Origin of the sequence: Muricauda brasiliensis (assembly GCF_003057865.1) — a bacterium.
Classification (GTDB): Bacteria; Bacteroidota; Bacteroidia; order Flavobacteriales; family Flavobacteriaceae; genus Flagellimonas; species Flagellimonas chongwuensis.
The window spans coordinates 57,676-80,477 of the sequence record NZ_QBTW01000016.1 but is presented as its reverse complement, the minus strand read 5'-3'; the positions used below and the strand labels follow the sequence as shown (position 1 = coordinate 80,477).

Sequence of the window (22,802 nt, the reverse complement as noted above, 5' to 3'; positions counted from 1 at the left end):
AAATGAACTGTGCTGTTTTGGACAATACCGTAACATTGGTCCCTGTCAACCACGATAACCTTACAACCTACTTGACCATTGGCATAAAATCCTATCGCGAGAATTACCTTCATTTATGGGAGAATGATGACCCGACACCTTACATTTCAAATGGTTTTACATCTGAAGTTGTAGAACGCGAACTACAGGACCCCAATGCTTTGAATTTTCTCATCAACTTGGGAGATCATACTGTTGGCATTCTGAAATTGCTAAAAGACCGTGGTGTTGATGAAATATCGGATGCCGAGGCATTAAAAGCCGAAAAAATCTATCTTTTGAAAGAGCATTCTGGCAAAGGTATTGGCAAACAACTAATCCAAATAATTGAAGAAACGGCCCGAACACTCAACAAAAAAATCATCTGGCTGGATGCCATGCAAAAAGGCAAGCCGGTACAATTTTATCAAAAAAATGGTTTTATCATCAAAAGGGAGAGCGAAGTAACTCTTCCTCATGTAAAACCAGAAGAGAAGCCCATGTATATTTTGACCAAAAAACTTTAGCCTACCACCCTTTGCGTTCAACCAATTTTTGTATATGCGAGTAATGATGATTGCCATGCCACGCATAGCGTCCAATATTTTCCTTTAAACTAGTTTTCTGGTTTCCATCAGGATGAATAAAACTGCGCTGCAAGTCTTCTTCCGAAAGACCCTTCAACAAATACACCAACTTGGCATGTACAGCACTCAAATGGTACAACGACATGAGTATTGGAGCAGTTCTTGTATCGAACAACTCCGCCCAAGCTTTTTCATCGTAGGCTTTTATGGTCGGAGTATCCTCTGTCAACGACCACTTAAAACGCATATAGCTGTTATGGTGGCTGTCAGCAATATGATGAACCAACTGCCGTACAGTCCAACCTCCAGGGCGATAAGCGGTTTCGAGTTGTTGCTCCGAAAGTGGGGCAACCAAATCGCTTAACCTTTGAGGGAGTGTTTCCAAATCAGTGATCCATTTTTCTATATCATCGGTTGTAATAGCATCAGGAATCTCAAATTTTCCTATCGGATAGCGCAGTTGTTCCAAGGTTTCATTTTCCATAAACTAAAAATAATAACTTTTTGGCAATAACACGCTTCATCAAAAAGCCGTATTTTAATACACTTTTAACTGATTTACAACTAGACAACCAAATAATCTAGTAATTTTGTAGAGTACTAATTTATAAACCTAAAAATTAAAATATATGGCAACTTTAAGATTGGGAGATACCGCTCCGGATTTTACTGCGGTAACTTCAGAAGGAACTTTGAACTTTTATGAATATCTTGGGGATAGTTGGGGAATTCTGTTTTCCCACCCTGCTGATTTTACACCCGTTTGCACAACTGAATTGGGTACCGCGGCCAAATTCAAGGATGAGTTTGACAAAAGAAATGTAAAGATGATGGCTTTGAGTGTCGATGGTGCCGCTTCGCACTTGGAATGGATAAAGGATATCAACGAAACACAAAGCACTGAAGTCAACTTTCCGATAGTTGCTGATGTGGAACGAAAGGTATCCGACCTTTATGATATGATCCACCCTAATGCAGACAATACGTTGACCGTTCGTTCGGTATTCATTATCGATCCAGATAAAAAAATTAAACTTACGCTCACCTATCCTGCCTCTACCGGACGTAATTTTTACGAATTGCTCAGAGTTGTGGATTCATTGCAGCTAACAGCAAACCATAAAGTAGCGACTCCCGCAAACTGGAAAAACGGTGAAAAAGTGGTAGTTAGTCCTGCGATACCTACGGAAGAAGCGAAAAATATTTTTACAAAAGGGGTAGAAGAAGTAAAACCATACCTACGTTTGACGCCCGATCCAACAGCTTAATTTATTTTATTTGAAGAAAAAAACTGATTGCCAATAAATTAAACGTACCTTTGGAGCCAATTTAATTTTTTCAATTTATATTATGAGTAAAGGAACAGTAAAATTCTTCAATGATTCTAAAGGTTACGGATTTATCACTGAAGATGGTTCAAACACAGATCACTTCGTACACATTTCAGGTTTAATCGATGAAATTAGAGAAGGTGACGTTGTAGAATTCGAACTACAACAAGGTAAAAAAGGATTGAACGCCGTCAATGTACAAATTGCGGAATAAGTTATATAAACTTTTTTTCTAGACTAGTCTGGGCTGCGGCCCAGACTTTTTTTTTGCTTTTTTTTTCAAATTCTACGCAACCATTCCAAAGTTTACTATCTAAGCAATAAACAAGCACTGTTCCCCAATAACCATATAAACCTAATAATAAATGAATACCTTTTTCGGAGTACTTTCGTTTTTATTGATTGTCAATGCCCTGCTATTGGTATGGAGTGTCAATGGTTCAAAAAAGTAACAAAAAAATCGATTAGGGCAATAGGTAGGGTTTTTTACCGTTCAACTGTTACCTAATAAACACGTTACAACCATGACAACTTTTTTAAGCATTCTTGTTGCACTACTTGCACTTAACGCCTGTTTATTGTTTTTGAGCGTAAACCGGGCCAAATAAAAAAAGCCTCCATTACTGAAGGCTTTCTATATTTTGACGTGATTTTTTTATTTCACGTTCATCAATTCCACATCAAAAATCAATGTTGCATTTGGTGGAATAACCCCGCCAGCTCCTGTACTTCCATATGCCAAATGAGAAGGAATCACAAAACGTGCCTTGTCACCTACTTTCAGCAAGCTGATACCTTCATCCCAACCGGGAATTACTTGTCCAATACCCAATGAAAAATCTATAGGTTGCTTTCTTTTATAGGATGAATCGAATACTTGGCCATTCGTCAAAGCTCCTTCATAATGCACGGATACAGTTTTACCCTTTTCTGCTTTGGCACCGCTACCTTTTTGAATAATCTTATAACGAAGTCCACTATCGGTCTTATCAAAACCGGCGGCCAACTTTTCCATCTCGGCCTCTGCAGCAGCCTTTTGTTCTGCGATACGCTTTTCTCTTGCACCTTCAAATGTACGGAAAGCCTCAATTGCGTTCCATTTCTGGGCCTCTTCACCCACCCTAACAATTTCCAAGGTTTCGATGGCATCTCCTTGAGAAATGGCATCCACGATATCCTGACCTTCTTGAACATGGCCGAATACCGTATGCTTGTTATCCAACCATGGGGTGGCTACGTGGGTGATAAAAAATTGACTCCCATTGGTACCTGGCCCTGCATTGGCCATGGATAGCACTCCTGGTCCATCATGCACCAAATCTGGATGAAACTCATCATCGAACTTATATCCTGGGTCTCCGGTTCCAGTTCCGGATGGACATCCACCCTGTACCATAAAATCGGCAATTACCCTGTGGAACTTTAGTCCATCATAATACGGTTTTCCTTGTGGTTTAGCACTGTTCTCCATATTCCCTTCTGCCAGTGCAACAAAGTTGCCAACCGTTCCAGGTGTTTTATCATGCGTAAGCTTCACCAATATTTCACCTTTGGAAGTATTGAACTTTGCGTAGATTCCGTCTTGCATTGTATATGATTAATAGATTATTAGAAAATTGGATTCTTGTTTTTCCGATGGGCAAAGATAGGTGTTTATGGGCAAGGTAAAAAGTCGGCAATCACTTTGAGAAACTCAGTATATATAAGAGAATCATCCATTAAAAGGTTATGGAGCAATAATTTCTAGAAAATGAAACCAAGGCTTAAATTAGTAGTATGAAAAACACCATATCCGAGCGTATTGCCGACTTTTTAAAAAACTACCCGCCTTTTAATGCCATGGAGGTTAAACAATTGGAGCAATTGTCCCTTGAGGTGACCATAATCCATAAAGAGACCAATACGGTTGTTTTCTCCCAAGGTGAAAGCCCGCACGAGAGTTTTTATGTGGTAAACAAAGGTGCGGTGGCACTTTCCAAAGCAGGTTCGAGTCAGATATTGGATATTTGTGATGAAGGTGATGTGTTCGGACTGCGCCCCCTGCTGGCCAACGAAAGCTATAAATTGGAAGCTAAGGCCTATGAAGAAACCATCCTCTATGCCATTCCCATTAAAGATTTTAAACCTCTTGCTCTCGAAAACAAACGTATCGGGAATTTTTTGATAGAAAGTTTTGCCTCCAACACCGGAAACCCCTATTCCATTAAACACCGTGGCAAGCTCTATGGAGACAACATCGACTCCAACCCATATTCCAGCGACAAAATGCTGGATTTGCAGCCCATCAAATATTCCACCAAGCTCATCACCTGCAAGGAGGGCACACAAGTAAAGACCATTGCCAACAAAATGACCAAGCACAATGTAGGTTGCATGCTAGTGGTTCGGGAAGACCTTCCCGTGGGAATCATCACGGACAAAGATATCCGGAAAAAAGTGGCAACAGGATTATATCCCATTACTGCATCCGCCCAATCCATAATGTCATCCCCCATTATCACCTATCCCAAAGGACTTACTTTAGCGCAATCGCAAATGGCCATGATGAAGAGCGATATCAGTCATTTAGTGCTCACAGAGGATGGCACTACGGACACAAGGGTGGCGGGAATTTTATCCAAACATGATATTATGGTTGCCGTGGGAAACAACCCTGCTGTTCTTTTACGCGCCATAAAAAGGGCTTCCAAAGTAAAAAGGTTACGGGGCATTCGACATGGAATCATGAATCTGCTTCAAGGTTATCTGGAACAGAATATTCCGTTGGGACTTGTTTCCAAAATTATTTCCGAACTCAATGATGCCTCTACAAAACAGGTGGTAAAAATTGCTTTGTCCAAAATGGAAGAAGAACCTCCTGTAAAATTTACTTGGTTGAGTATGGGAAGTCAAGGTCGTGGCGAACAATTATTAAATACTGATCAAGACAACGCGATTATTTTTGAGGATGTTCCAGTGGAAAATTTGGAAGCCACCAGAGCCTATTTCCTAAAATTGGGCGAACGGATTTCCAAAATGCTAAATACCATTGGTTTTGAATATTGTCCAGCAGATATGATGGCTTCTAACCCATCTTGGTGCCACAGCCTAAGTGAATGGAAAAAGGTGACCACTCATTGGATACATAATCCGGGTCCCGACGAAATCTTATTGTCATCCATATTTTTCGACTATAATGTCACTTATGGAGATAAGTCGTTGGCCGATGAATTATCCCAAAATATTTTTGACAATGTTCAAGGATATCCATTATTCTTTACCCATTTGGCAAGTGGTGCATTGCAAAACCCATCACCTTCAGGGTTTTTTAGGGATTTTTTGGTGGAGCAAGATGGTGAACATAAAGACTTTTTCGATTTAAAATTACGTGCCCTTATGCCCATTATCGATGCAGCTCGGGTGCTTATTTTATCCCACTCCATCAAATCCATCAATAATACGGCCGAACGTTATGAGAAACTTGCGGAACTGGAACCCAACAATAAAGAGCTCTATTTGGCCTGTTCTTACGCAAGCAAGGCTTTGCTCAAATTTAGAACAAGACAAGGTTTACTGCACAACGATTCGGGCCGATACATTGCTTTGGACAAATTGAACAAGGAAGAAAAAATCAAACTAAAAAGAACCTTTAAGACGGTCAAGGAAATTCAATCCTTGATAGAAGTTAGGTTTCAAGTAAAAAACCTGTTGCGCTAATGTGGCCGTTTTCCAAAAATAAATCATTGGAGTTTCCCGATTTTTGGTGGGAATACGAGGAGCACTTTAAAGAAAAGCTCCCAGAGGGTATTCATGAAAATACGTTTGTGGTACTGGATACGGAAACCACAGGTTTTAGTTTGACCAAGGACAGAATGCTCTGCATCGGTGCTTTGAAACTGAGGGACAACACCATTGTGGTTAAAGAAAGTTTTGAAGTATACATTCAACAGGAACATTACGATTCGGAGAGTGCCGAAATCCATGGGATACTCAAGCACAGTAAAAAGAGTACTATTTCTGAACTTGAAGCCCTGAAGCAGTTTTTAGAATATGCCAAAAACCACATATTGGTGGGGCACCATGTGATATTCGACGTCAATATGATGAATGCTGCACTTAAAAGAAATGGACTTCCCAAGCTCAAAAATAAAACGCTGGATACCGAATCCCTCTATATTAGAACCTTATTAATGTCATCGGTGGTCCAAAAAAAAGAGCGGTACGCCTTGGACGACCTTGCAAAAAAATTCAGTATTTCCAGAAAAGATAGGCATACAGCCTTGGGGGATGCCTTTATTACGGCAATTGCTTTTTTAAGAACCATTGAAAAACTAAAGCCACAAAAAATAAAGGACCTCCTTAGATAAAGAGGCCCTTACTTAAAGCAAAAAATTTAATTAAAGACTTTCCTTCATAATTGATTCTACTACTTCCGGGTTCAGCAATGTGGAAGTATCACCAAGGTTACTGGTATCTTTTGAAGCAATTTTTCTTAGGATTCGCCTCATGATCTTACCACTTCGCGTTTTTGGAAGCCCCTCTACAAACTGAATCTTATCAAGCTTGGCAATCGGACCAATATGTTCCGTAATCAATTGGTTGATTTCCTTTTTCAGGTTATCCCGGTTACGAGTTTCTCCTGTTTCCTTTAAAATTACATAGCCATACAAGGCGTTTCCTTTAATATCGTGCGGAAATCCTACAATGGCCGATTCTGCCACTGCCGGATGCTCGTTTATGGCATCTTCAATTGGTGCGGTGCCCAGATTGTGTCCTGAAACAATAATAACATCGTCTACCCTACCTGTGATTCGATAGTAGCCCACCTCATCCCTGAGTGCTCCATCACCTGTGAAATATTTACCTTCAAATGCAGAGAAATAAGTGTCTTTATAACGTTGGTGATTGCCCCAGATGGTTCTTGCAATGGATGGCCATGGATACTTGATGCAAAGCCTTCCATCAACTTGGTTTCCTTTGATTTCCTTACCATTTTCATCCATCAGTGCAGGTTGTATACCTGGCATGGGCAAAGTGGCATAAGTTGGTTTTGTTGGTGTTGAAAAAGGAATTGGTGAAATAAGTATACCTCCTGTTTCTGTTTGCCACCATGTATCTACTATCGGACACTTTTTGTCGCCCACATGATCATTATACCAGTGCCATGCTTCCTCATTGATAGGCTCTCCCACAGTTCCCAAAACCTTGAGACTAGAAAGGTCATGTTCTGTAATAAAATCCAAGTTCTCCTTGGCCAATGCTCTAATTGCTGTGGGTGCCGTGTAGAACTGGGTTACTTTATGTTTTTGAACCACATCCCAAAATCTTCCAAAATCGGGGTATGATGGTACACCCTCAAACATTACAGTTGTAGCCCCGTTGGCCAATGGCCCATAAACAATATAAGAGTGTCCAGTAATCCATCCAATATCGGCAGTACACCAATACACATCCTCTTCGCGGTACTGGAAAACATTTTTAAAAGTATAGGCCGTGTACACCATATACCCTCCCGTGGTATGGACCATCCCTTTTGGGCGACCTGTTGAACCTGAGGTATACAATATGAACAATGGGTCTTCAGCATCCATGAGTTCGGGCACACAATCGGAATAGGCTTTGTCCAACAACGGCTGAACCCAAACATCCCTGCCTTCTTTCATTGTAACCTTGCCGCCTGTACGTTTCGAAACCAAAACACTATCCACATCGGGGCAACTTTCAAGAGCCTCATCCACAATGGCTTTTAAATCTATTTCTTTTTTACCACGATAAGAACCATCGGACGTCAATACCATTTTGGCACCGCAGTCGTTTATTCGAGTGGCCAACGCTGTTGAAGAAAATCCTGCAAAAACCACCGAGTGAATTGCCCCGATGCGGGCACAGGCCAAAAGTGCTATGGCCAAATCGGGAATCATCGGTAAATAAATAACGACCCTATCCCCTTTCTCCACACCTTTATCCTTTAGCACATTGGCGTATTTGCACACCCTCTCGTGTAATTGCCGATACGTGATGTGTTCAGCTTCTTCGTTTGGATCGTTAGGTTCAAAAAGAATGGCGGTCTTATCGCCTCTTATACGGATATGACGATCTATACAATTCTCGGTAATGTTCAGTTTGGCTCCTTTAAACCAACTTATCTCTGGCTTTGTAAAATCCCATTCCAGTACCGAATCCCATTTTTTTCGCCAAAAAAAGTGTTCTTCAGCTACTTCTTCCCAAAATTCTTCAGGGTTTCTAACAGATTTTCGATACACCTGAAAATATTCCTCCAGATGTTTAATGTGGTAATTACTCATTATGTTCAATTAAATTTTAAGCTGCCTTAAAAATACGGAAAAACGGAGTGATTTCACAGGAGATTCAGTGCTCAATTGCTTGTCCTGCTTGGTTTGGAACACGAATGTTTTCCACGATTTCCTGTACAGCTTCGGGAGGTTCCGGAGTAAACATATTAACCACGATGGCCACTATGAAGTTGACCAACATTGCAATAGACCCAAATCCTTCTGGGGATACTCCGAACCACCAATTTTCCTGAAGCCCGGACACCGCGTCCTTACCTCCATCAAAAATGCCAAATTTGAATTTCAACATATAGAAAAGCATTAGACAAAGACCCACTACCATTCCAGAAATGGCTCCCTTACTGTTCATTTTTTTATAAAAAATCCCAAGTATGATGGCTGGAAAAAACGATGCCGCTGCCAGGCCAAAAGCCAATGCGACTACCGCTGCCACAAATCCCGGAGGATTAATTCCGAAGTATCCCGCTACTACAACGGCAACTGCAGCCGAAAGTCGGGCCGCCCATAGCTCTCCTTTTTCCGAAAGGTCAGGTTTAAGGACGTTCTTTATCAAATCATGGGAAACCGAGGAGGATATCACCAACAACAACCCTGCAGCGGTAGACAGTGCTGCAGCCAATCCTCCCGCAGCGATCAAACCAATGACCCAAGCAGGAAGGTCGGCAATCTCCGGATTGGCCAGTACCATAATGTCACGATCAACTGTAAGTTCGTTTATTTCAGGTGAAGCTCCATATTGAATCTTGCCATCACCATTTTTATCTTCGTGACCGATCAAACCGGTTTTTTCCCATCGGCTAAACCATTCCGGCATGCTCTCGTACTCTTTCTCACTAACCGTTTCAATAAGGTTGGTTCTCGCAAATACAGCCACCGCGGGTGCCGTGGTATAGAGTATGGCGATGAACAACAGGGCCAATCCCGCCGATTTTCTGGCATCACGGACGCGTTTTACCGTGAAAAATCGAACAATCACGTGAGGTAATCCAGCTGTTCCCACCATCAATGCGAGGGTAATGGCAAAGACATCAATGGTACTTTTGGAGCCATCGGTATATGCGGCAAAACCCAGTTCTTCGGACAGACCGTCCAGTTTGTCCAAAAGATAGGTTCCGGAGCCATCGGATAAGGTATCCCCAAAACCTAACTGTGGAACAGGATTACCCGTCATTTGGATTGAAATAAATATAGCGGGCACCATAAAGGCAAATATCAAAACACAATATTGGGCGACTTGGGTATAGGTAATTCCTTTCATACCACCAAGAACTGCATAGAACAAGACAATCACCATTCCGATGACCACCCCGGTATTGATATCAACTTCCAAATATCTTGAAAACACGATTCCCACACCACGCATTTGCCCAGCAACATAAGTAAACGAAACGATAAGAGCACAAATAACGGCCACGACGCGAGCCGTTTTGGAATAATATCTTTCTCCGATGAAATCGGGTACCGTAAACTTTCCGAATTTCCTAAGGTAAGGTGCCAATAACAAGGCCAAAAGTACGTAGCCTCCGGTCCAGCCCATTAAGTAAACGGCACCATCGTAACCAGCAAACGAAATGATTCCTGCCATGGAAATAAAAGAGGCTGCCGACATCCAGTCTGCTGCTGTGGCCATGCCGTTGGCCAACGGCGAAACTCCTCCGCCTGCCACATAAAATTCTTTAGTGGAACCTGCCCTGGACCAAATGGCAATTCCTATGTAGAGACCAAAGGATAGCGCGACCAATATATAGGTCCAAATTTGAACATCACTCATGATACGATTTTAAGGTGGGTTAATCTTCGTTGTAGCCGTATTTTTTGTCGAGTTTGTTCATCAGACGAACATATACAAAAATCAGAATGACAAATACGTAAATGGCTCCTTGCTGCGCAAACCAAAACCCGAGTTTAAATCCACCCAATCGAATAGTGTTCAACTCATCTTTGAAAAGAATGCCCGCTCCGTAGGATACCAAGAACCAGATGAACAAAAGTATCACCAAATACCTGAGGTTCTCTTTCCAGTAAGCAGTAGCTTTTTTTTGTTTTTCTGACATGGTGTTGGTTTGTTTAGTTAATTTGTTTGTGCCATGTCAAGATATCAAATTAGTTTTAAGATTTATTACTATCGAGGCAATAAAAAAAGGGAATTCACAGAATTCCCTTTAAATTATTAGTTAGATAACAAGTAAGCGATAGTTATTTTGCCAAATACTCCGTTACATTGGACAGGATACGTTCCTGAAGATTGGAAATATCGCTTTTTACAAATTTTTCTCCTGTGATATTTTCATAAAGTTCAATATATCTGTTCGAAACCGATTCAATATATTCATCGGACATTTCCGGCACAGATTGTCCTTTCAAGCCTTGAAATCCATTGGAAATCAACCATTGTCTCACAAACTCTTTGGACAATTGTTTTTGGGCTTCGCCCTTAGCTTGGCGTTCTTCATAGCCGTCGGCATAGAAATATCGGGAAGAGTCTGGGGTATGGATTTCATCGATCAATACAATCTCACCATCCTTTGTTTTACCAAATTCATACTTGGTATCAACAAGAATCAATCCTCGTTTGGCTGCAATTTCGGTTCCTCTTTGGAAAAGGGTCCTCGTATATTTTTCCAATACTTCGTAATCTTCTTTGGAAACTATACCGCGCTTTAAAATATCTTCTTTTGAAATATCTTCGTCGTGATCTCCTTTTTCCGCTTTGGTTGCAGGAGTGATGATAGGCTCAGGAAATTTATCGTTTTCCTTCATCCCTTCGGGCATAGGAACCCCGCAGAGCAATCTTTTACCTGATTTGTACTCGCGTGCTGCATGACCGGACATATAGCCCCTAATCACCATTTCTACTTTGAACGGCTCACAAGCCTTACCTACAGCCACATTGGGATCTGGTGTCGCCATTAACCAATTGGGCACGATATCTTCGGTATCCTTCATCATTTTGGTTGCAATTTGATTTAGGATTTGACCTTTGTACGGAATTCCTTTGGGCATCACCACATCAAAGGCAGAAAGGCGGTCTGTGGCCACCATCACCAAAACATCATTCTCAAGGGTATAAACTTCCCTTACTTTACCTTTGTAAATAGATTTTTGCCCAGGAAAGTTAAAATCCGTGGACATCAGCGTATTCATTCCCATAATTTTCTAGTATTGATTTTGGTGCTCTATGTTTTTATAGGCATCAATCACCTTTTTCACCAATTTGTGCCGTATCACATCTTTATCATCCAAGTAAATGATACTGATACCCTCAACATTTTTCAGAATGAGCAAAGCCTCCTTCAAACCTGATATCACACGTCTCGGTAAATCAATCTGCCCCGGATCACCCGTTAATAAAAACTTGGCGTTTTTTCCCATACGGGTCAAGAACATTTTCATTTGGGCATGGGTGGTATTCTGGGCTTCGTCCAAAATCACAAAGGCATTATCCAGCGTACGACCGCGCATAAAGGCCATAGGTGCAATTTGGATGGTACCGTCCTCGATATATTTTTCCAATTTCTCGGAAGGAATCATATCCCGAAGGGCATCGTACAAAGGTTGCATATACGGATCTAGCTTCTCTTTAAGATCTCCCGGAAGAAAACCAAGATTTTCCCCTGCTTCCACAGCGGGACGGGTCAAAATAATTCGCCTCACCTGTTTTTCTTTCAAGGCTTTTACGGCCAAGGCAACACCCGTATAGGTTTTGCCGGTACCCGCAGGACCTATGGCAAAAACCATATCGTCCTTTTTACAGGCATCCACCAATCTACGCTGGTTTGCGGTCTGGGCCTTTATCAACCTACCGCTAACACCATGTACCAAAACATCACCGCTACTTTTGGAAGATGTATATTCCTCCTTACTGCTGCTGGTAAGTACCCGCTCGATCATGTTTTCGTCAAGCTTGTTGTACTTGGCAAATTGACTGGTAAGTTCATCAAAGCGTTTGTCGAACTCTTCCAAAAGTTCTTCATCACCAAATACCTTGATTTTGTTGCCTCTCGCTACAATTTTTAGCTTTGGAAAATATTTTTTGAGCAACTCGATATTGGAGTTTTGCTGCCCAAAAAATTCCTGAGGACTGATTTCCGTAAGTTCAATTATTAGTTCGTTCAAAAATTGTGAGGTGTTACAGTTGTTTTTGAAGAATTTAATTCTTTCTTTTTTGACTAATTTTACAAACAAACTTAACTAAAAATCAATTTGAAGGCGGAAAAACATATCAACAGTACTGTATGCCAATCATAACCCTAACTACCGATTTTGGATACAAGGATCACTTTGTGGGTGCTGTTAAAGGGGGCATACTGAGCAACCTGCCTGATTGCAACGTTGTTGATATTTCGCACGCCATTAGTCCTTTTAACATTCAGGAATGTGCCTATATCCTAAGGAATGCCTATCGTTCGTTCCCAAAGGGAACGGTACATGTTGTCGGGGTGGATTCCGAAATTTCACCCGAAAACGAGCATATCGTGGTGCAGGTGGACGGACAGTATTTTGTTAGTGCCAACAGCGGTGTTATTTCCTTGATAACTTCCGAGGTTCAACCCGAAAAAGTTGTGGAAATCAATTTGCCCAATGCAGAAGCTGGTGCCTTTCCCGTGCTCCATATTTTTGTTCAGGTAGCCTGCCATATTGCTCGCGGCGGAAAACTGGAAGTTATAGGCCGACCTTTCCAAAGCTTGAAAGAGCTACGTGATTTTGAACCACGGATCACCAATGAGGGTAAGACCATCACGGGTAATGTGATTTATATAGACAACTACGGTAACGTTGTAACCAACATCCAAAAAAGTTTGTTCGAGGCCTATCGTAGCGGTCGTGATTTTGAAATTATCGCACGTACCACTAAAATAAGGGAAGTGCACCAGAGCTATAACGGCATCATAAATTATAATCTGGAACGGAACCAGCGCAAAGGCCCTGGTGATGCCTTGGCATTGTTCAATTCGGCTGGCTACATAGAACTTGCTATTTATAAAAGTGACCTGAACTCCGTTGGAGGGGCCTCCTCCCTTCTTGGACTAAATTATAGGGACACGGTAACCATAAATTTCCTCTAAATGTTGATACGCATTGTAAAACTGACTTTTAAACCCGAAAATATTGCTAGTTTTGAGCGAATCTTTGAAGAAAGTAAAAACGGTATTCTCGCTTTTGAAGGCTGTAATATGGTGGAATTATATCAGGACATTGCAAATTCAAATATATTTTTCACCTATAGTTTTTGGGATACGGAAGCACATCTGAACAGTTACAGGAATTCCGATTTCTTCAAAGGGGTTTGGGGCAATACTAAAAAGCTGTTCGCCGATAAACCCGAAGCATGGAGTGTTCATAAAATTCAATCAACAAACCCATCTTAATGTTCGCAATATTTAAGAGAGAGGTACGGTCCTTTTTTACATCGCCCATCGGTTATCTGATCGTGGGTTCGTTTTTACTGCTTAACGGTCTTTTTCTTTGGGTATTCAAGGGCGAATACAACATTTTTGATTACGGCTTTGCCGATTTGAGCAACTTCTTTTTGCTGGCCCCTTGGATTTTCATCTTTTTGGTACCTGCAATCACCATGAAGAGTTTTTCCGAAGAGCGGAAAATGGGAACGTTGGAATTATTGCTCATCAAGCCTATCTCTGTTTGGAAATTGGTCCTCGGTAAATTTTGGGGCGCATTTCTACTATGTGTCATCGCCGTAGTTCCGACAATCGTTTATGTTTTTGCCATCTCTGGATTAGGTATGGTGGGAGGTAATTATGATCTCGGGGTGGTATTGGGCTCTTACTTTGGATTATTGTTTTTGATGGGCTGCTATGTTTCCATCGGAATATTTGCCTCCACGCTTTCGGATAATCAAATCATTGCATTTTTAGTGGGAATTTTGGTCTGCTTTCTGATTTTTAACGGGTTTGATGCTGCCGCTTCCTTGTTTTCAAATGGAGAAACACAACAAACCATACAATCGCTCGGAGCAAAAGCACATTTCGATAGCATCGCAAGAGGCGTGATTGACACTAGGGACTTGGTGTATTTTATCTCCTTGACCCTTTTGTTTCTGTACCTCACATTTCAACGTTTAAAACAATTGCCACGATAATGAGAAAATTTTTGGTGTCCATATTAAAAGTGATTGTGGCAGTGGTCGTCATCAATCTATTGGCCAGTTTTGTGTACACCCGGTTCGACCTTACCGAGGATAAAAGATATACGCTTTCCGAACCCGCCGTAGCGGTAGCCCAAAAATTTGAAGCCCCTGTAATTGTTGACGTGCTTTTGGATGGAAATATTCCTGCAGAGTTTGCCAAATTGAAAACAGAGACCATTCAATTATTGGAATCCTTCGGGTCCAAGAACAGTAACATCAAATATAATTTGGTAGACCCCATGGAGGATAGTGAGAATCCACAGGAAACGGTTGCTCAATTGCAAAGCTTGGGATTACAACCCGCCAACGTTACGGTTGAGGAAAACGGAAAAGTATCCAACGAACTGGTATTCCCTTGGGCCATGGTCAACTACAACGACCAGACGGTAAAAGTACCTTTACTTAAAAATAGATTAGGCGCCACAGCAGAGGAGCGCATCAACAACTCCGTACAACAACTGGAATATGCCTTTGCGGATGCATTTACCAAATTGAGCATTGAAGAAAAAAAGAGTATCGCCGTTATCAAGGGAAATGGCGAACTAGATGATATTTATATCGCTGATTACCTCACTACCATTCGGGATTACTACAACATTGGAGCCATAACATTGGATTCCGTAGCAAGCAATCCACAAAATGTATTGAATCAATTAAAAAACTTTGACTTGGCCTTAATTGCAAAGCCTACCGAGGCCTTTACTGACCAAGAAAAATATGTGATGGACCAATATATGGTTCAAGGTGGCAAATCCATTTGGATGATAGATCAGGTCAATATGGAAATGGATAGCATTTACGCTGGTGGTGGAGAAGCTATCGCTACACCACGAGATCTTAACTTAAAAGATTTGTTCTTTAAATATGGGGTTCGCATCAATCCAGTTTTAGTAAACGACCTTTACTTCACCCAAATTGTTTTGGCCTCCGGAGAAGGAAACGATTCGCAGTATAATCCGCTTCCTTGGTTTTATTACCCCATGGTTTTTTCACAGAACAATCACCCTATCAACACCAACATAGAAGCGGTAAGATACCAGTTTACCAGTCCGATGGACGTATTGGAAAACGATTATCAAAAAACCATACTGTTGCAGAGTTCGCCACTTTCCAAAACAGATGGAATTCCCAGAATCGTAAGTTTGGACATCATCAACCAACAACCTGATGAAGCAAGTTACAATAATGGTGGTTTGCCCCTGGCCGTATTAATTGAAGGAAGCTTTACCTCAATGTATAAGAACAGGGTAAAGCCATTAAAACTTCAAAACACCTCGGAAGAAGGCCCCGAAAATAAGATGATTGTCATCTCTGATGGAGACGTTATTAAAAACCAATTGCGCAATGGCAGACCGTTGGAGTTGGGTTACGATAAATGGACCAATAACCGCTATGGGAACAAGGAATTTTTGGTGAACAGCACAAATTATCTTTTGGATAATACAGGGCTTATTAACATTCGAAACAAGAAAGTAACCATCCCGTTATTGGATGTGAAAAAAATTGCAGAGCAAAAAACTAAATGGCAGCTTGTAAACATAGGATTACCAGTGGCTTTGACCTTACTGTTCGGACTGTTCTTCGGTTACTACAGAAAACGCAAGTTTACCGCTTAAGTGTTGATAAATTTGTTTCTCTGCTAAATCCATTTGGGATATATTTGTTTTTATTGATTTTAAAGGCCCTCCAAGAGGGATAAATTGCAAAAAAAGCAACTTTACTAAAGTATTACGTTGATGAAATTTATCGTATCCAGCACATATTTATTGAAACAGTTACAGGTTTTAGGAGGAGTTATCAACAATAGCAACACCTTGCCCATCTTGGACAATTTTTTGTTCGATCTTAAAGAAAGTAAGTTAACGGTTTCCGCTTCAGATTTGGAAACTACAATGAGCTCGGTTTTAGAAGTAGATTCCGATTCCGAAGGAACCATTGCCGTTCCCGCTCGTTTACTTTTGGATACCCTAAAAACATTCCCAGAACAGCCATTGACCTTTGTGGTCGAGGACAACAATACTGTGGAAATTAGTAGTAACCACGGTAAATATGCCTTGGCTTATGCCGATGGCGCTGAATTCCCAAAAGCGGTGGAAGTCTCCAACCCGAGCTCCACTACCCTATTGGGGGATATTTTGGCCACGGCCATCAACAAAACCATATTCGCAGCCGGAAACGATGACCTTCGCCCAGTAATGAGCGGTGTGTTTTTCCAATTCTCTCCAGAAAACTTGACCTTTGTGGCCACAGATGCCCATAAATTGGTTAAGTACCAACGTCAAGATGTTAGTGCTTCCGAAGTGGCGGAATTCATCATGCCCAAAAAACCGTTGACCTTGTTAAAAGGTATTCTAGCAGGTTCCGAATCTGAAGTTACCATAGAATACAATGATAGCAATGCCAAATTCTATTTTGACAATACTGAACTGGTTTGTCGCTTAATTGATGGAAAATACCCGAACTACGAAGCGGTGATTCCAAAAGAAAACCCGAACAAACTTACGATTGCTAGAAATCAATTCCAGAGTTCTGTGCGCAGGGTTTCCATCTTCTCCAACAAGACCACGCACCAAATACGTTTAAAAGTTGCCGGTGCCGAACTTAATATTTCTGCGGAAGATGTGGATTATAGCAACAAGGCCGAAGAAAGATTGTCTTGTTCTTACCAAGGTGATGATATGCAGATTGGTTTCAACTCTAGGTTCCTTTTGGAAATGTTGAACAATTTATCTTCCGATGAAGTTTCCTTGGAAATGAGCTTACCTAACAGAGCGGGCATCCTTACCCCAATCGATGGATTGGACGAGGGCGAGCACGTGACCATGCTGGTAATGCCGGTGATGCTGAATAATTAAACTAACTATTCAACCATAAAAAAGCTGGAGCAATATGTTCCAGCTTTTTGTTTTTATGCTATAAACCGTATCGTCATAAAATGCGACGGTGATTCTCCATTTGCAGCCTTTACGGCATTTACAATAGGTAGAATGAAACCTATGATTCCCACCCCTATCAAGCCCAATATACCCAAGCCCAAAAGTAAAATGGCAGGGACACTGATAATGATGTAAAGGATAAGGCTAATCTGAAAATTGATGATGGCCTTTCCATGTTCGTTCATGCCCTCAACCCTATCTTTTGAAGACAACCAAATAATCAAGGGAACTATCAAGCTACCAAAGCCTGTTACATACGATAATAGTTGTGTTAGGTGGGTAACGGCCAACAAAGTATTGTCCGTTCTAACTGCTTTTTGATTTATAACTTCCATTTTTGATTGATTTTGATGATTCATCTTATTAGTATACAAATCATTAAAAATGTTACAAACACGCATGAATTTGTACTTTTGTGCCCATGTCGTATACAGATAACATTGTAGCCTTGGCAACACCTTCAGGAACAGGTGCGATTGCCGTAATCAGGGTCTCTGGACCGGATGCCATTACATTAGTGGACCGATTGTTCAAGTCCATAAAAAATAAAAAGTTGGTGGAACAAAAGAGTCACACCATCCATTTGGGCAATATTGTTGATGGTGACAAGATTTTGGACGAGGCCTTGGTTTCCATTTTTAAAGGCCCGCATTCTTATACGGGCGAAAATGTAGTGGAAGTATCCTGCCACGGTTCACCGTTTATCCAGCAGCAGATTATTCAACTATTGCTGAGAAACGGTTGTCGTTCTGCCTCAGCAGGAGAATTTACGCTACGAGCATTCCTCAATGGTAAAATGGATTTGAGTCAGGCAGAAGCGGTGGCCGACCTTATTGCCAGCGACAGTGAAGCTGCACACGATATTGCCATGCAGCAAATGCGTGGTGGGTTCAGCAACGAAATTCAAGAATTGCGACAAGAGTTGTTGAATTTTGCATCATTAATTGAACTGGAACTTGATTTCTCACAAGAAGATGTAGAGTTTGCCGATAGAACCCAATTCAATGAGTTGCTTACGCGAATCAGTACAGTCCTTAAAAAGTTGATTGATTCCTTTGCCCTTGGTAATGTCATCAAAAATGGAATACCCGTGGCCATTGTGGGCCAACCCAATGTGGGAAAATCTACCTTGCTCAATGTTCTGCTCAATGAAGAAAGAGCCATAGTAAGTGAAATTGCCGGTACAACCCGAGATACGGTCGAAGACCATATCAGTATCAAAGGCATCAATTTTAGGTTTATTGATACCGCAGGAATCCGTGAAACCGTGGACGTAGTGGAAAAAATAGGAATCGAGCGTACTTTCGACAAAATTGAAAAAGCACGACTCATTATCTATTTGTTTGATGGAATGAATTTTGACATGTCAGAATTGGAACAAATCCAAAACAGGTACCCTAACAAACAATTGTTGCCCATTTGCAATAAAATGGATTTGCTAAGTCCACAACAAGTTGAAAAAATAAAAGAAGAAATTCCCAATGTACTTTTGTTGTCCGCTAAGTTTAAAGAAGGTATCTCTGAGTTAGAGGACAAACTTCTTTCATTGGTAGATTCAGGAGCATTGAGCGGGGATACCACAATTATCACCAATAGCCGGCATTACGATGCGCTATTAAAAGCACTTGAAGAAATTCAGAAAGTGAAAGAAGGTTTGGACATGGAACTCTCCAGCGATTTGATGGCCATCGATATCCGTCAAGCATTGTATCATTTGGGTGAAATTACAGGAAGTGTTACAACGGACGACTTATTGGGTAACATTTTTTCCAATTTCTGTATTGGTAAATAGGATTTGCGTCCAATTTTACAAAAAGTAAATCTTCCCTCTTTGTAAGGGTTTGCCCGTTATTTTCAAACAAAATGTATATTTACCGTTGTTGCGTAGCCCCTATGTTCTAACAAACAGTAATACATCTATTGATGAAAGCAACCATTACGTCCATTGAATTAAAGGGGCCGTTCAAATTCTTTGCACTATCGGCAACCGCATTGAAAATTCTGAAACAACTAAAATCGACCCATTGCAAGGAATTCAGAAAAAAGGGGGTCTGGACCACACATTACACCATGACGCTCTGGAACACAGAAGAGGAGTTGAAGGAATTTGCCCGTAGCGGTGCTCATTTGGAAGCCATGAAAAACAGCGGAAAGATTGCTAAAGAAATCCGTACCATTACGATTGATGCCGAGGTACTTCCCGATTGGTCTGCAGCAAAAAAACTGCTTGAAGGAGGAAAAGTGTGGAAATTTTGAAAAATTACGGGAAAGTGACTTGCACTACTCTTTCTTAATATATGGGCCGAAGTGGTCGTGGGTGTATTCGCCACCCCATTTGCTGTCAGTTAGTATTTTTAAATGGTTCTTCCAGCTTAGCATCATTACATTCAAAAATTTATGTTAAATACCAAGTTATTCCCTGAATTCAAGGGCAGACACCTATTATCTTTCCGTAAATTTTAATGATCTTTAGGGTTTTTAATAGGACGAATGGGCAAAAGGAAGAAGCAAGCCAAAGTATTACGCATATTTAGAAAAGTACACCGAACCACAGGAGCATTATTATTCATTTTTTTCTTTTTTATATCCATATCCGGACTCATTCTGGGATGGAAAAAGAACTCCAATGGTTATATCCTTCCAAAAACGCAAAAGGGCACAACTGCAGACCTAAAAAAATGGCTGCCCGTTGACAGTCTTCATACCATAGCCATCAATACAATTCAAAATGAGTTTATGGACAGAACTTTTGAAGTTGACCGTATCGATATTAGAAAAGAAAAAGGCTCCTTAAAATTTATTTTCGTAAACTCCTTCTATGAAGTTCAGTTGGATGGATCTAACGGAAATGTACTCTCCATCGGAAAAAGACGGTCTGATTTTTTGGAAAACGTTCACGATGGCTCTATTGTGGACGATTATCTAGGCACCGATGGGTACATTAAATTGGTTTATACAACTGTAATGGGCGTTTCCCTATTTATTTTTACCGTTACCGGGTTTTGGCTTTGGTACGGACCAAAACGAATGAGAAAAGCCAGCAAAGCGTAATTCTTACCAAAAAGAAAACCGTTCAAACATAGTGATTGAACGGCTTAATTTTAGTTTTATCCTTTATCCCTTGATTTTTTTCACTGGAACCGTACCGTATTTATCGATAAGGTACACAAGGCTGGCCATGGTAGCAGCACCAAGTTCCAATTCGCGCTTGTTCACGTGCTCAAAAGTATCATTTTCCGCATGGTGATGATCAAAATAGCGTTGGGTATCAGGTCTAAGTCCGGCCAAGACCATTCCCTCTTCTTTTAACGGACCAATGTCCGCACCGCTACCTCCTTCATAAAACATATGAATCAAATACGGCTCAAACAAGTCTCGCCATCCTTGGATTTGCTTTAGGTTTTCTTCGGAGGCATCTATGGAAAAGCCTCTCGGAGTAAACCCTCCTGAATCACTTTCCAAAGCAAAGATGTGATCTTCTCCTTTATTTCGAGCCACTTCGGCATACTTATTTCCGCCTCGCATACCATTTTCCTCGTTCATGAACAAAACCACGCGCAAAGTACGTTTTGGTTTATAGCCTGTTTCTTTTAACAGTCTTAGAACATCCATGCTTTGAACACAGCCTGCACCATCATCGTGCGAACCATCCCCCAAATCCCAAGAATCCAAGTGACCTCCTACAACCATAATCTCTTTGGGATATTCACTGCCTGTAATTTCCCCGATAACATTGTACGATTGTACATCTTCCAACTGTTTACAGTTTTGTTTAAAGTAAAACTTGGCATTCGGATTCAACTTAATGGTCGCACTCAACAAGTCCGCACCATTGGTGCTGATTGCCGCCGCTGGTATACGCTTATCTACCGGAGTATCTCCATATCCCATGGAACCCGTGTGCGGATAATCGTCCAAACGAAGGTTCATGGAGCGAACAATAACACCAAGTGCACCATATTTTCCAGCCTCAGCTGCACCCGAATAACGTTGGTCCACACATCCTGAATAGGCAGAAAAGGTATTGATCATGGTAGGATCCATTGGGCGATTGTAGAAAACTATTTTTCCTGCGATTTTGTCTCTCCCAAGTTTCTCAAGGTCTTCTATTCCTTTTACCTCGATTACACTGGCTTTTAATCCCCCGGAAGGTGTTGCCACAGAACCTCCAAGTGCGCAAATGGGCACATTGGTGGTCAAACCTGGCTTGTTTTCGATATATGCAAACTCAGGAACTCCCCTTACCCATTTAGGAACCATTACCGGCTGTAACCAAACCTTGTCAAGTCCTAAAGAGTCCAATTGAGCCTTGGTATAGTCGACCGCCTGCTGCGCCTGCACGGAACCGGAAAGCCGCCCACCAATTTGATTGGACAAATAGTTGAGCCAATCGTAGGCCTTACCATTGGTCAATGCTTCATCATAGATTGCTTTTAATTGCTTTTCGTCTTCAGTTTGAGAAAAAAAGGGTGTGCTGACCAACAAAAAGGCCAGTATCAGAACAGTTCTCATGTAGTTTCTTTTTCCAGTTCTTGTTTAAAGGTTTCTAAATTAGCCTTTATTTCATCGTCTAGCTCAGGTTCCTCTATATCTTTGTACTTTTTTAACGCTTCCATCATTATGGAGGCCACAATTAAACGGGCCGCATTTTTATTGTCTGCTGGGACTACAAACCATGGTGCATGTGCCTTTGAAGTTTTGTTCAGGACTTCCTCATAGCAAGCCTGATATTTACCCCAAAGCTTTCGTTCTTCCAAGTCTCCCGGAGAGAATTTCCAATTCTTTTGCTTTAATTCGATTCTTCGTAAAAGACGCTGTCGTTGTTCTTCTTTGGATAAGTGAAGGAAAAATTTAAATATAATGGTGCCGTTCTCGGAGATATGCTTTTCAAAATCATTGATTTGATTGTAACGTTTTTCCCAAAACCCATCATCAATATCCTCTACCGAATCAATCTTTGGAATGTTCTCGCCCAAAATATATTCAGGATGTACCTTGGTCACCAAAACATTCTCATAGTGTGTTCGGTTAAACACAGAGAATTTTCCCCTTTCGGGCAAAGCAATGTAGTGTCGCCAAAGGTAATCGTGCTTTTTCTCTTTAGTTGATGGCACTTTGAAGCTATGTACTACTACTCCCCTTACATTGAAATCTTTGAACACTTCCCGAATCAAGCTATCCTTGCCCGCAGTATCCATTCCCTGCAAACACACGAGGACACCATATTTTCCATGGGCATAGAGTGTATCTTGAAAATCCCCAAGGTCCTTTCTGATACTTTTTAGCTCCTTTTTCAGTTTCTTGTCCGATTCATTAAAATCTTGGTGCGTATCAATTTCGGACAACTTTACTGTGTCGGTCACTCTATAATCCTCTGTATTGATTTCTTTCATAGGATTGAATATAATTCATTTTAACTACTCATTCAACCCAACCATAACTTAAAGATGTAATTCATCGATACTTTTACCTCTTATACCTTAAGATGG

The 22,802-nt window shown here is 41.1% G+C and carries 23 protein-coding genes; 13 read left to right on the top strand and 10 right to left on the bottom strand.

Annotation, left to right across the window (positions count from 1 at the left end; all coding sequences use genetic code 11):
* Positions 1-2 precede the first annotated feature (2 nt).
* On the top strand, positions 3-545 hold the full coding sequence (locus DCK90_RS12385; protein WP_108246535.1) for a GNAT family N-acetyltransferase: 543 nt from the start codon (positions 3-5) through the stop codon (positions 543-545).
* Position 546: 1 nt separating this feature from the next.
* Here the strand turns inward: DCK90_RS12385 and DCK90_RS12380 are convergent, their stop codons facing one another.
* The gene (locus DCK90_RS12380; RefSeq protein ID WP_108246534.1) at positions 547-1,089 is read right to left on the bottom strand and encodes a YfiT family bacillithiol transferase; all 543 of its coding nucleotides are present in this window, start codon (positions 1,087-1,089) and stop codon (positions 547-549) included.
* A gap of 145 nt (positions 1,090-1,234) precedes the next feature.
* Here DCK90_RS12380 and DCK90_RS12375 point away from each other — a divergent pair, with 145 nt between their 5' ends.
* Both DCK90_RS12375 and DCK90_RS12370 read left to right on the top strand, forming a co-directional pair.
* Entirely contained in the window at positions 1,235-1,873 is a 639-nt protein-coding gene (locus DCK90_RS12375) for a peroxiredoxin (RefSeq protein WP_108246533.1), read from the top strand.
* An 82-nt stretch (positions 1,874-1,955) separates the two neighbouring features.
* A complete protein-coding gene (locus tag DCK90_RS12370; RefSeq protein ID WP_108246532.1) occupies positions 1,956-2,150 on the top strand; it encodes a cold-shock protein in 195 nt (64 codons plus the stop codon).
* A gap of 441 nt (positions 2,151-2,591) precedes the next feature.
* Here the strand turns inward: DCK90_RS12370 and DCK90_RS12365 are convergent, their stop codons facing one another.
* Positions 2,592-3,524 carry a peptidylprolyl isomerase gene (locus tag DCK90_RS12365; protein WP_108246531.1) on the bottom strand — a complete coding sequence of 311 codons (933 nt, stop codon included), beginning with the start codon at positions 3,522-3,524 and terminating at the stop codon, positions 2,592-2,594.
* Positions 3,525-3,712: 188 nt separating this feature from the next.
* Between DCK90_RS12365 and DCK90_RS12360 the strand changes: the two genes are divergently transcribed.
* Together DCK90_RS12360 and DCK90_RS12355 are read left to right on the top strand one after the other, a co-directional pair.
* Complete coding sequence (locus DCK90_RS12360; RefSeq protein ID WP_108246530.1) at positions 3,713-5,632, top strand: DUF294 nucleotidyltransferase-like domain-containing protein; 1,920 nt, start codon at positions 3,713-3,715, stop codon at positions 5,630-5,632.
* Complete coding sequence (locus tag DCK90_RS12355) at positions 5,632-6,282, top strand: 3'-5' exonuclease (RefSeq protein WP_108246529.1); 651 nt, start codon at positions 5,632-5,634, stop codon at positions 6,280-6,282. Before DCK90_RS12360 ends, DCK90_RS12355 begins: the two co-directional genes overlap by 1 nt.
* A gap of 30 nt (positions 6,283-6,312) precedes the next feature.
* On the opposite strand, the gene acs is transcribed toward DCK90_RS12355, so the two are convergent.
* The 5 genes from acs to DCK90_RS12330 all read right to left on the bottom strand — a co-directional run bounded on the left by acs (position 6,313) and on the right by DCK90_RS12330 (position 12,345).
* Complete coding sequence (acs, locus tag DCK90_RS12350) at positions 6,313-8,220, bottom strand: acetate--CoA ligase (RefSeq protein ID WP_108246528.1); 1,908 nt, start codon at positions 8,218-8,220, stop codon at positions 6,313-6,315.
* A gap of 64 nt (positions 8,221-8,284) precedes the next feature.
* Positions 8,285-10,000 carry a sodium:solute symporter family protein gene (locus DCK90_RS12345; RefSeq protein ID WP_108246527.1) on the bottom strand — a complete coding sequence of 572 codons (1,716 nt, stop codon included), beginning with the start codon at positions 9,998-10,000 and terminating at the stop codon, positions 8,285-8,287.
* A gap of 19 nt (positions 10,001-10,019) precedes the next feature.
* Positions 10,020-10,283, bottom strand: a complete 264-nt coding sequence (locus DCK90_RS12340; protein WP_108246526.1) for a DUF4212 domain-containing protein — start codon at positions 10,281-10,283, stop codon at positions 10,020-10,022.
* A 142-nt stretch (positions 10,284-10,425) separates the two neighbouring features.
* On the bottom strand, positions 10,426-11,373 hold the full coding sequence (locus DCK90_RS12335; RefSeq protein WP_108246525.1) for a phosphoribosylaminoimidazolesuccinocarboxamide synthase: 948 nt from the start codon (positions 11,371-11,373) through the stop codon (positions 10,426-10,428).
* A gap of 12 nt (positions 11,374-11,385) precedes the next feature.
* Positions 11,386-12,345: a PhoH family protein gene (locus DCK90_RS12330; protein WP_108246751.1), complete on the bottom strand. Its 960-nt coding sequence runs from the start codon at positions 12,343-12,345 to the stop codon at positions 11,386-11,388.
* 119 nt (positions 12,346-12,464) lie between these two features.
* Between DCK90_RS12330 and DCK90_RS12325 the strand changes: the two genes are divergently transcribed.
* From DCK90_RS12325 to dnaN, 5 genes are all read left to right on the top strand, one after another.
* Positions 12,465-13,295 carry an SAM hydrolase/SAM-dependent halogenase family protein gene (locus DCK90_RS12325; RefSeq protein WP_108246524.1) on the top strand — a complete coding sequence of 277 codons (831 nt, stop codon included), beginning with the start codon at positions 12,465-12,467 and terminating at the stop codon, positions 13,293-13,295.
* On the top strand, positions 13,296-13,598 hold the full coding sequence (locus DCK90_RS12320; protein ID WP_108246523.1) for a putative quinol monooxygenase: 303 nt from the start codon (positions 13,296-13,298) through the stop codon (positions 13,596-13,598). It abuts the gene before it with no gap.
* A complete protein-coding gene (gene gldF / locus DCK90_RS12315) occupies positions 13,598-14,329 on the top strand; it encodes a gliding motility-associated ABC transporter permease subunit GldF (protein WP_108246522.1) in 732 nt (243 codons plus the stop codon). The genes DCK90_RS12320 and gldF overlap by 1 nt, the downstream gene beginning before the upstream one ends.
* Positions 14,329-15,993 carry a gliding motility-associated ABC transporter substrate-binding protein GldG gene (gene gldG, locus DCK90_RS12310; protein ID WP_108246521.1) on the top strand — a complete coding sequence of 555 codons (1,665 nt, stop codon included), beginning with the start codon at positions 14,329-14,331 and terminating at the stop codon, positions 15,991-15,993. Before gldF ends, gldG begins: the two co-directional genes overlap by 1 nt.
* A 120-nt stretch (positions 15,994-16,113) precedes the next feature.
* Positions 16,114-17,232, top strand: coding sequence for a DNA polymerase III subunit beta (gene dnaN, locus DCK90_RS12305; RefSeq protein ID WP_108246520.1), 1,119 nt, complete (start codon positions 16,114-16,116; stop codon positions 17,230-17,232).
* A 53-nt stretch (positions 17,233-17,285) separates the two neighbouring features.
* On the opposite strand, the gene DCK90_RS12300 is transcribed toward dnaN, so the two are convergent.
* On the bottom strand, positions 17,286-17,648 hold the full coding sequence (locus DCK90_RS12300) for a DUF4870 domain-containing protein (protein ID WP_108246750.1): 363 nt from the start codon (positions 17,646-17,648) through the stop codon (positions 17,286-17,288).
* 86 nt (positions 17,649-17,734) lie between these two features.
* Between DCK90_RS12300 and mnmE the strand changes: the two genes are divergently transcribed.
* The 3 genes from mnmE to DCK90_RS12285 all read left to right on the top strand — a co-directional run bounded on the left by mnmE (position 17,735) and on the right by DCK90_RS12285 (position 20,364).
* Positions 17,735-19,105, top strand: a complete 1,371-nt coding sequence (gene mnmE, locus DCK90_RS12295) for a tRNA uridine-5-carboxymethylaminomethyl(34) synthesis GTPase MnmE (protein ID WP_108246519.1) — start codon at positions 17,735-17,737, stop codon at positions 19,103-19,105.
* A gap of 131 nt (positions 19,106-19,236) precedes the next feature.
* The gene (locus tag DCK90_RS12290) at positions 19,237-19,569 is read left to right on the top strand and encodes a DUF3291 domain-containing protein (RefSeq protein WP_108246518.1); all 333 of its coding nucleotides are present in this window, start codon (positions 19,237-19,239) and stop codon (positions 19,567-19,569) included.
* A gap of 234 nt (positions 19,570-19,803) precedes the next feature.
* Positions 19,804-20,364, top strand: coding sequence for a PepSY domain-containing protein (locus tag DCK90_RS12285; protein WP_199912689.1), 561 nt, complete (start codon positions 19,804-19,806; stop codon positions 20,362-20,364).
* A 63-nt stretch (positions 20,365-20,427) separates the two neighbouring features.
* Here the strand turns inward: DCK90_RS12285 and DCK90_RS12280 are convergent, their stop codons facing one another.
* Positions 20,428-21,825: a M20/M25/M40 family metallo-hydrolase gene (locus tag DCK90_RS12280; protein WP_108246516.1), complete on the bottom strand. Its 1,398-nt coding sequence runs from the start codon at positions 21,823-21,825 to the stop codon at positions 20,428-20,430.
* Positions 21,822-22,706, bottom strand: coding sequence for a PPK2 family polyphosphate kinase (locus tag DCK90_RS12275; protein WP_108246515.1), 885 nt, complete (start codon positions 22,704-22,706; stop codon positions 21,822-21,824). The genes DCK90_RS12280 and DCK90_RS12275 overlap by 4 nt, the downstream gene beginning before the upstream one ends.
* Positions 22,707-22,802 lie beyond the last annotated feature (96 nt).

Bases quoted from the DNA above. Each gene is read 5' to 3' on its own strand.
- acs (WP_108246528.1), bottom strand. From the start codon at position 8,220: ATGAGTAATTACCACATTAAACATCTGGAGGAATATTTTCAGGTGTAT.
- DCK90_RS12370 (WP_108246532.1), top strand. From the start codon at position 1,956: ATGAGTAAAGGAACAGTAAAATTCTTCAATGATTCTAAAGGTTACGGA.
- DCK90_RS12340 (WP_108246526.1), bottom strand. From the start codon at position 10,283: ATGTCAGAAAAACAAAAAAAAGCTACTGCTTACTGGAAAGAGAACCTC.
- DCK90_RS12365 (WP_108246531.1), bottom strand. From the start codon at position 3,524: ATGCAAGACGGAATCTACGCAAAGTTCAATACTTCCAAAGGTGAAATA.
- DCK90_RS12290 (WP_108246518.1), top strand. From the start codon at position 19,237: ATGAAAGCAACCATTACGTCCATTGAATTAAAGGGGCCGTTCAAATTC.
- DCK90_RS12375 (WP_108246533.1), top strand. From the start codon at position 1,235: ATGGCAACTTTAAGATTGGGAGATACCGCTCCGGATTTTACTGCGGTA.
- DCK90_RS12300 (WP_108246750.1), bottom strand. From the start codon at position 17,648: ATGGAAGTTATAAATCAAAAAGCAGTTAGAACGGACAATACTTTGTTG.
- DCK90_RS12355 (WP_108246529.1), top strand. From the start codon at position 5,632: ATGTGGCCGTTTTCCAAAAATAAATCATTGGAGTTTCCCGATTTTTGG.
- DCK90_RS12275 (WP_108246515.1), bottom strand. From the start codon at position 22,706: ATGAAAGAAATCAATACAGAGGATTATAGAGTGACCGACACAGTAAAG.
- DCK90_RS12380 (WP_108246534.1), bottom strand. From the start codon at position 1,089: ATGGAAAATGAAACCTTGGAACAACTGCGCTATCCGATAGGAAAATTT.
- DCK90_RS12360 (WP_108246530.1), top strand. From the start codon at position 3,713: ATGAAAAACACCATATCCGAGCGTATTGCCGACTTTTTAAAAAACTAC.
- DCK90_RS12285 (WP_199912689.1), top strand. From the start codon at position 19,804: ATGGGCAAAAGGAAGAAGCAAGCCAAAGTATTACGCATATTTAGAAAA.
- DCK90_RS12325 (WP_108246524.1), top strand. From the start codon at position 12,465: ATGCCAATCATAACCCTAACTACCGATTTTGGATACAAGGATCACTTT.
- DCK90_RS12320 (WP_108246523.1), top strand. From the start codon at position 13,296: ATGTTGATACGCATTGTAAAACTGACTTTTAAACCCGAAAATATTGCT.
- dnaN (WP_108246520.1), top strand. From the start codon at position 16,114: ATGAAATTTATCGTATCCAGCACATATTTATTGAAACAGTTACAGGTT.
- gldG (WP_108246521.1), top strand. From the start codon at position 14,329: ATGAGAAAATTTTTGGTGTCCATATTAAAAGTGATTGTGGCAGTGGTC.
- mnmE (WP_108246519.1), top strand. From the start codon at position 17,735: ATGTCGTATACAGATAACATTGTAGCCTTGGCAACACCTTCAGGAACA.
- DCK90_RS12280 (WP_108246516.1), bottom strand. From the start codon at position 21,825: ATGAGAACTGTTCTGATACTGGCCTTTTTGTTGGTCAGCACACCCTTT.
- gldF (WP_108246522.1), top strand. From the start codon at position 13,598: ATGTTCGCAATATTTAAGAGAGAGGTACGGTCCTTTTTTACATCGCCC.
- DCK90_RS12335 (WP_108246525.1), bottom strand. From the start codon at position 11,373: ATGAATACGCTGATGTCCACGGATTTTAACTTTCCTGGGCAAAAATCT.
- DCK90_RS12345 (WP_108246527.1), bottom strand. From the start codon at position 10,000: ATGAGTGATGTTCAAATTTGGACCTATATATTGGTCGCGCTATCCTTT.
- DCK90_RS12385 (WP_108246535.1), top strand. From the start codon at position 3: ATGAACTGTGCTGTTTTGGACAATACCGTAACATTGGTCCCTGTCAAC.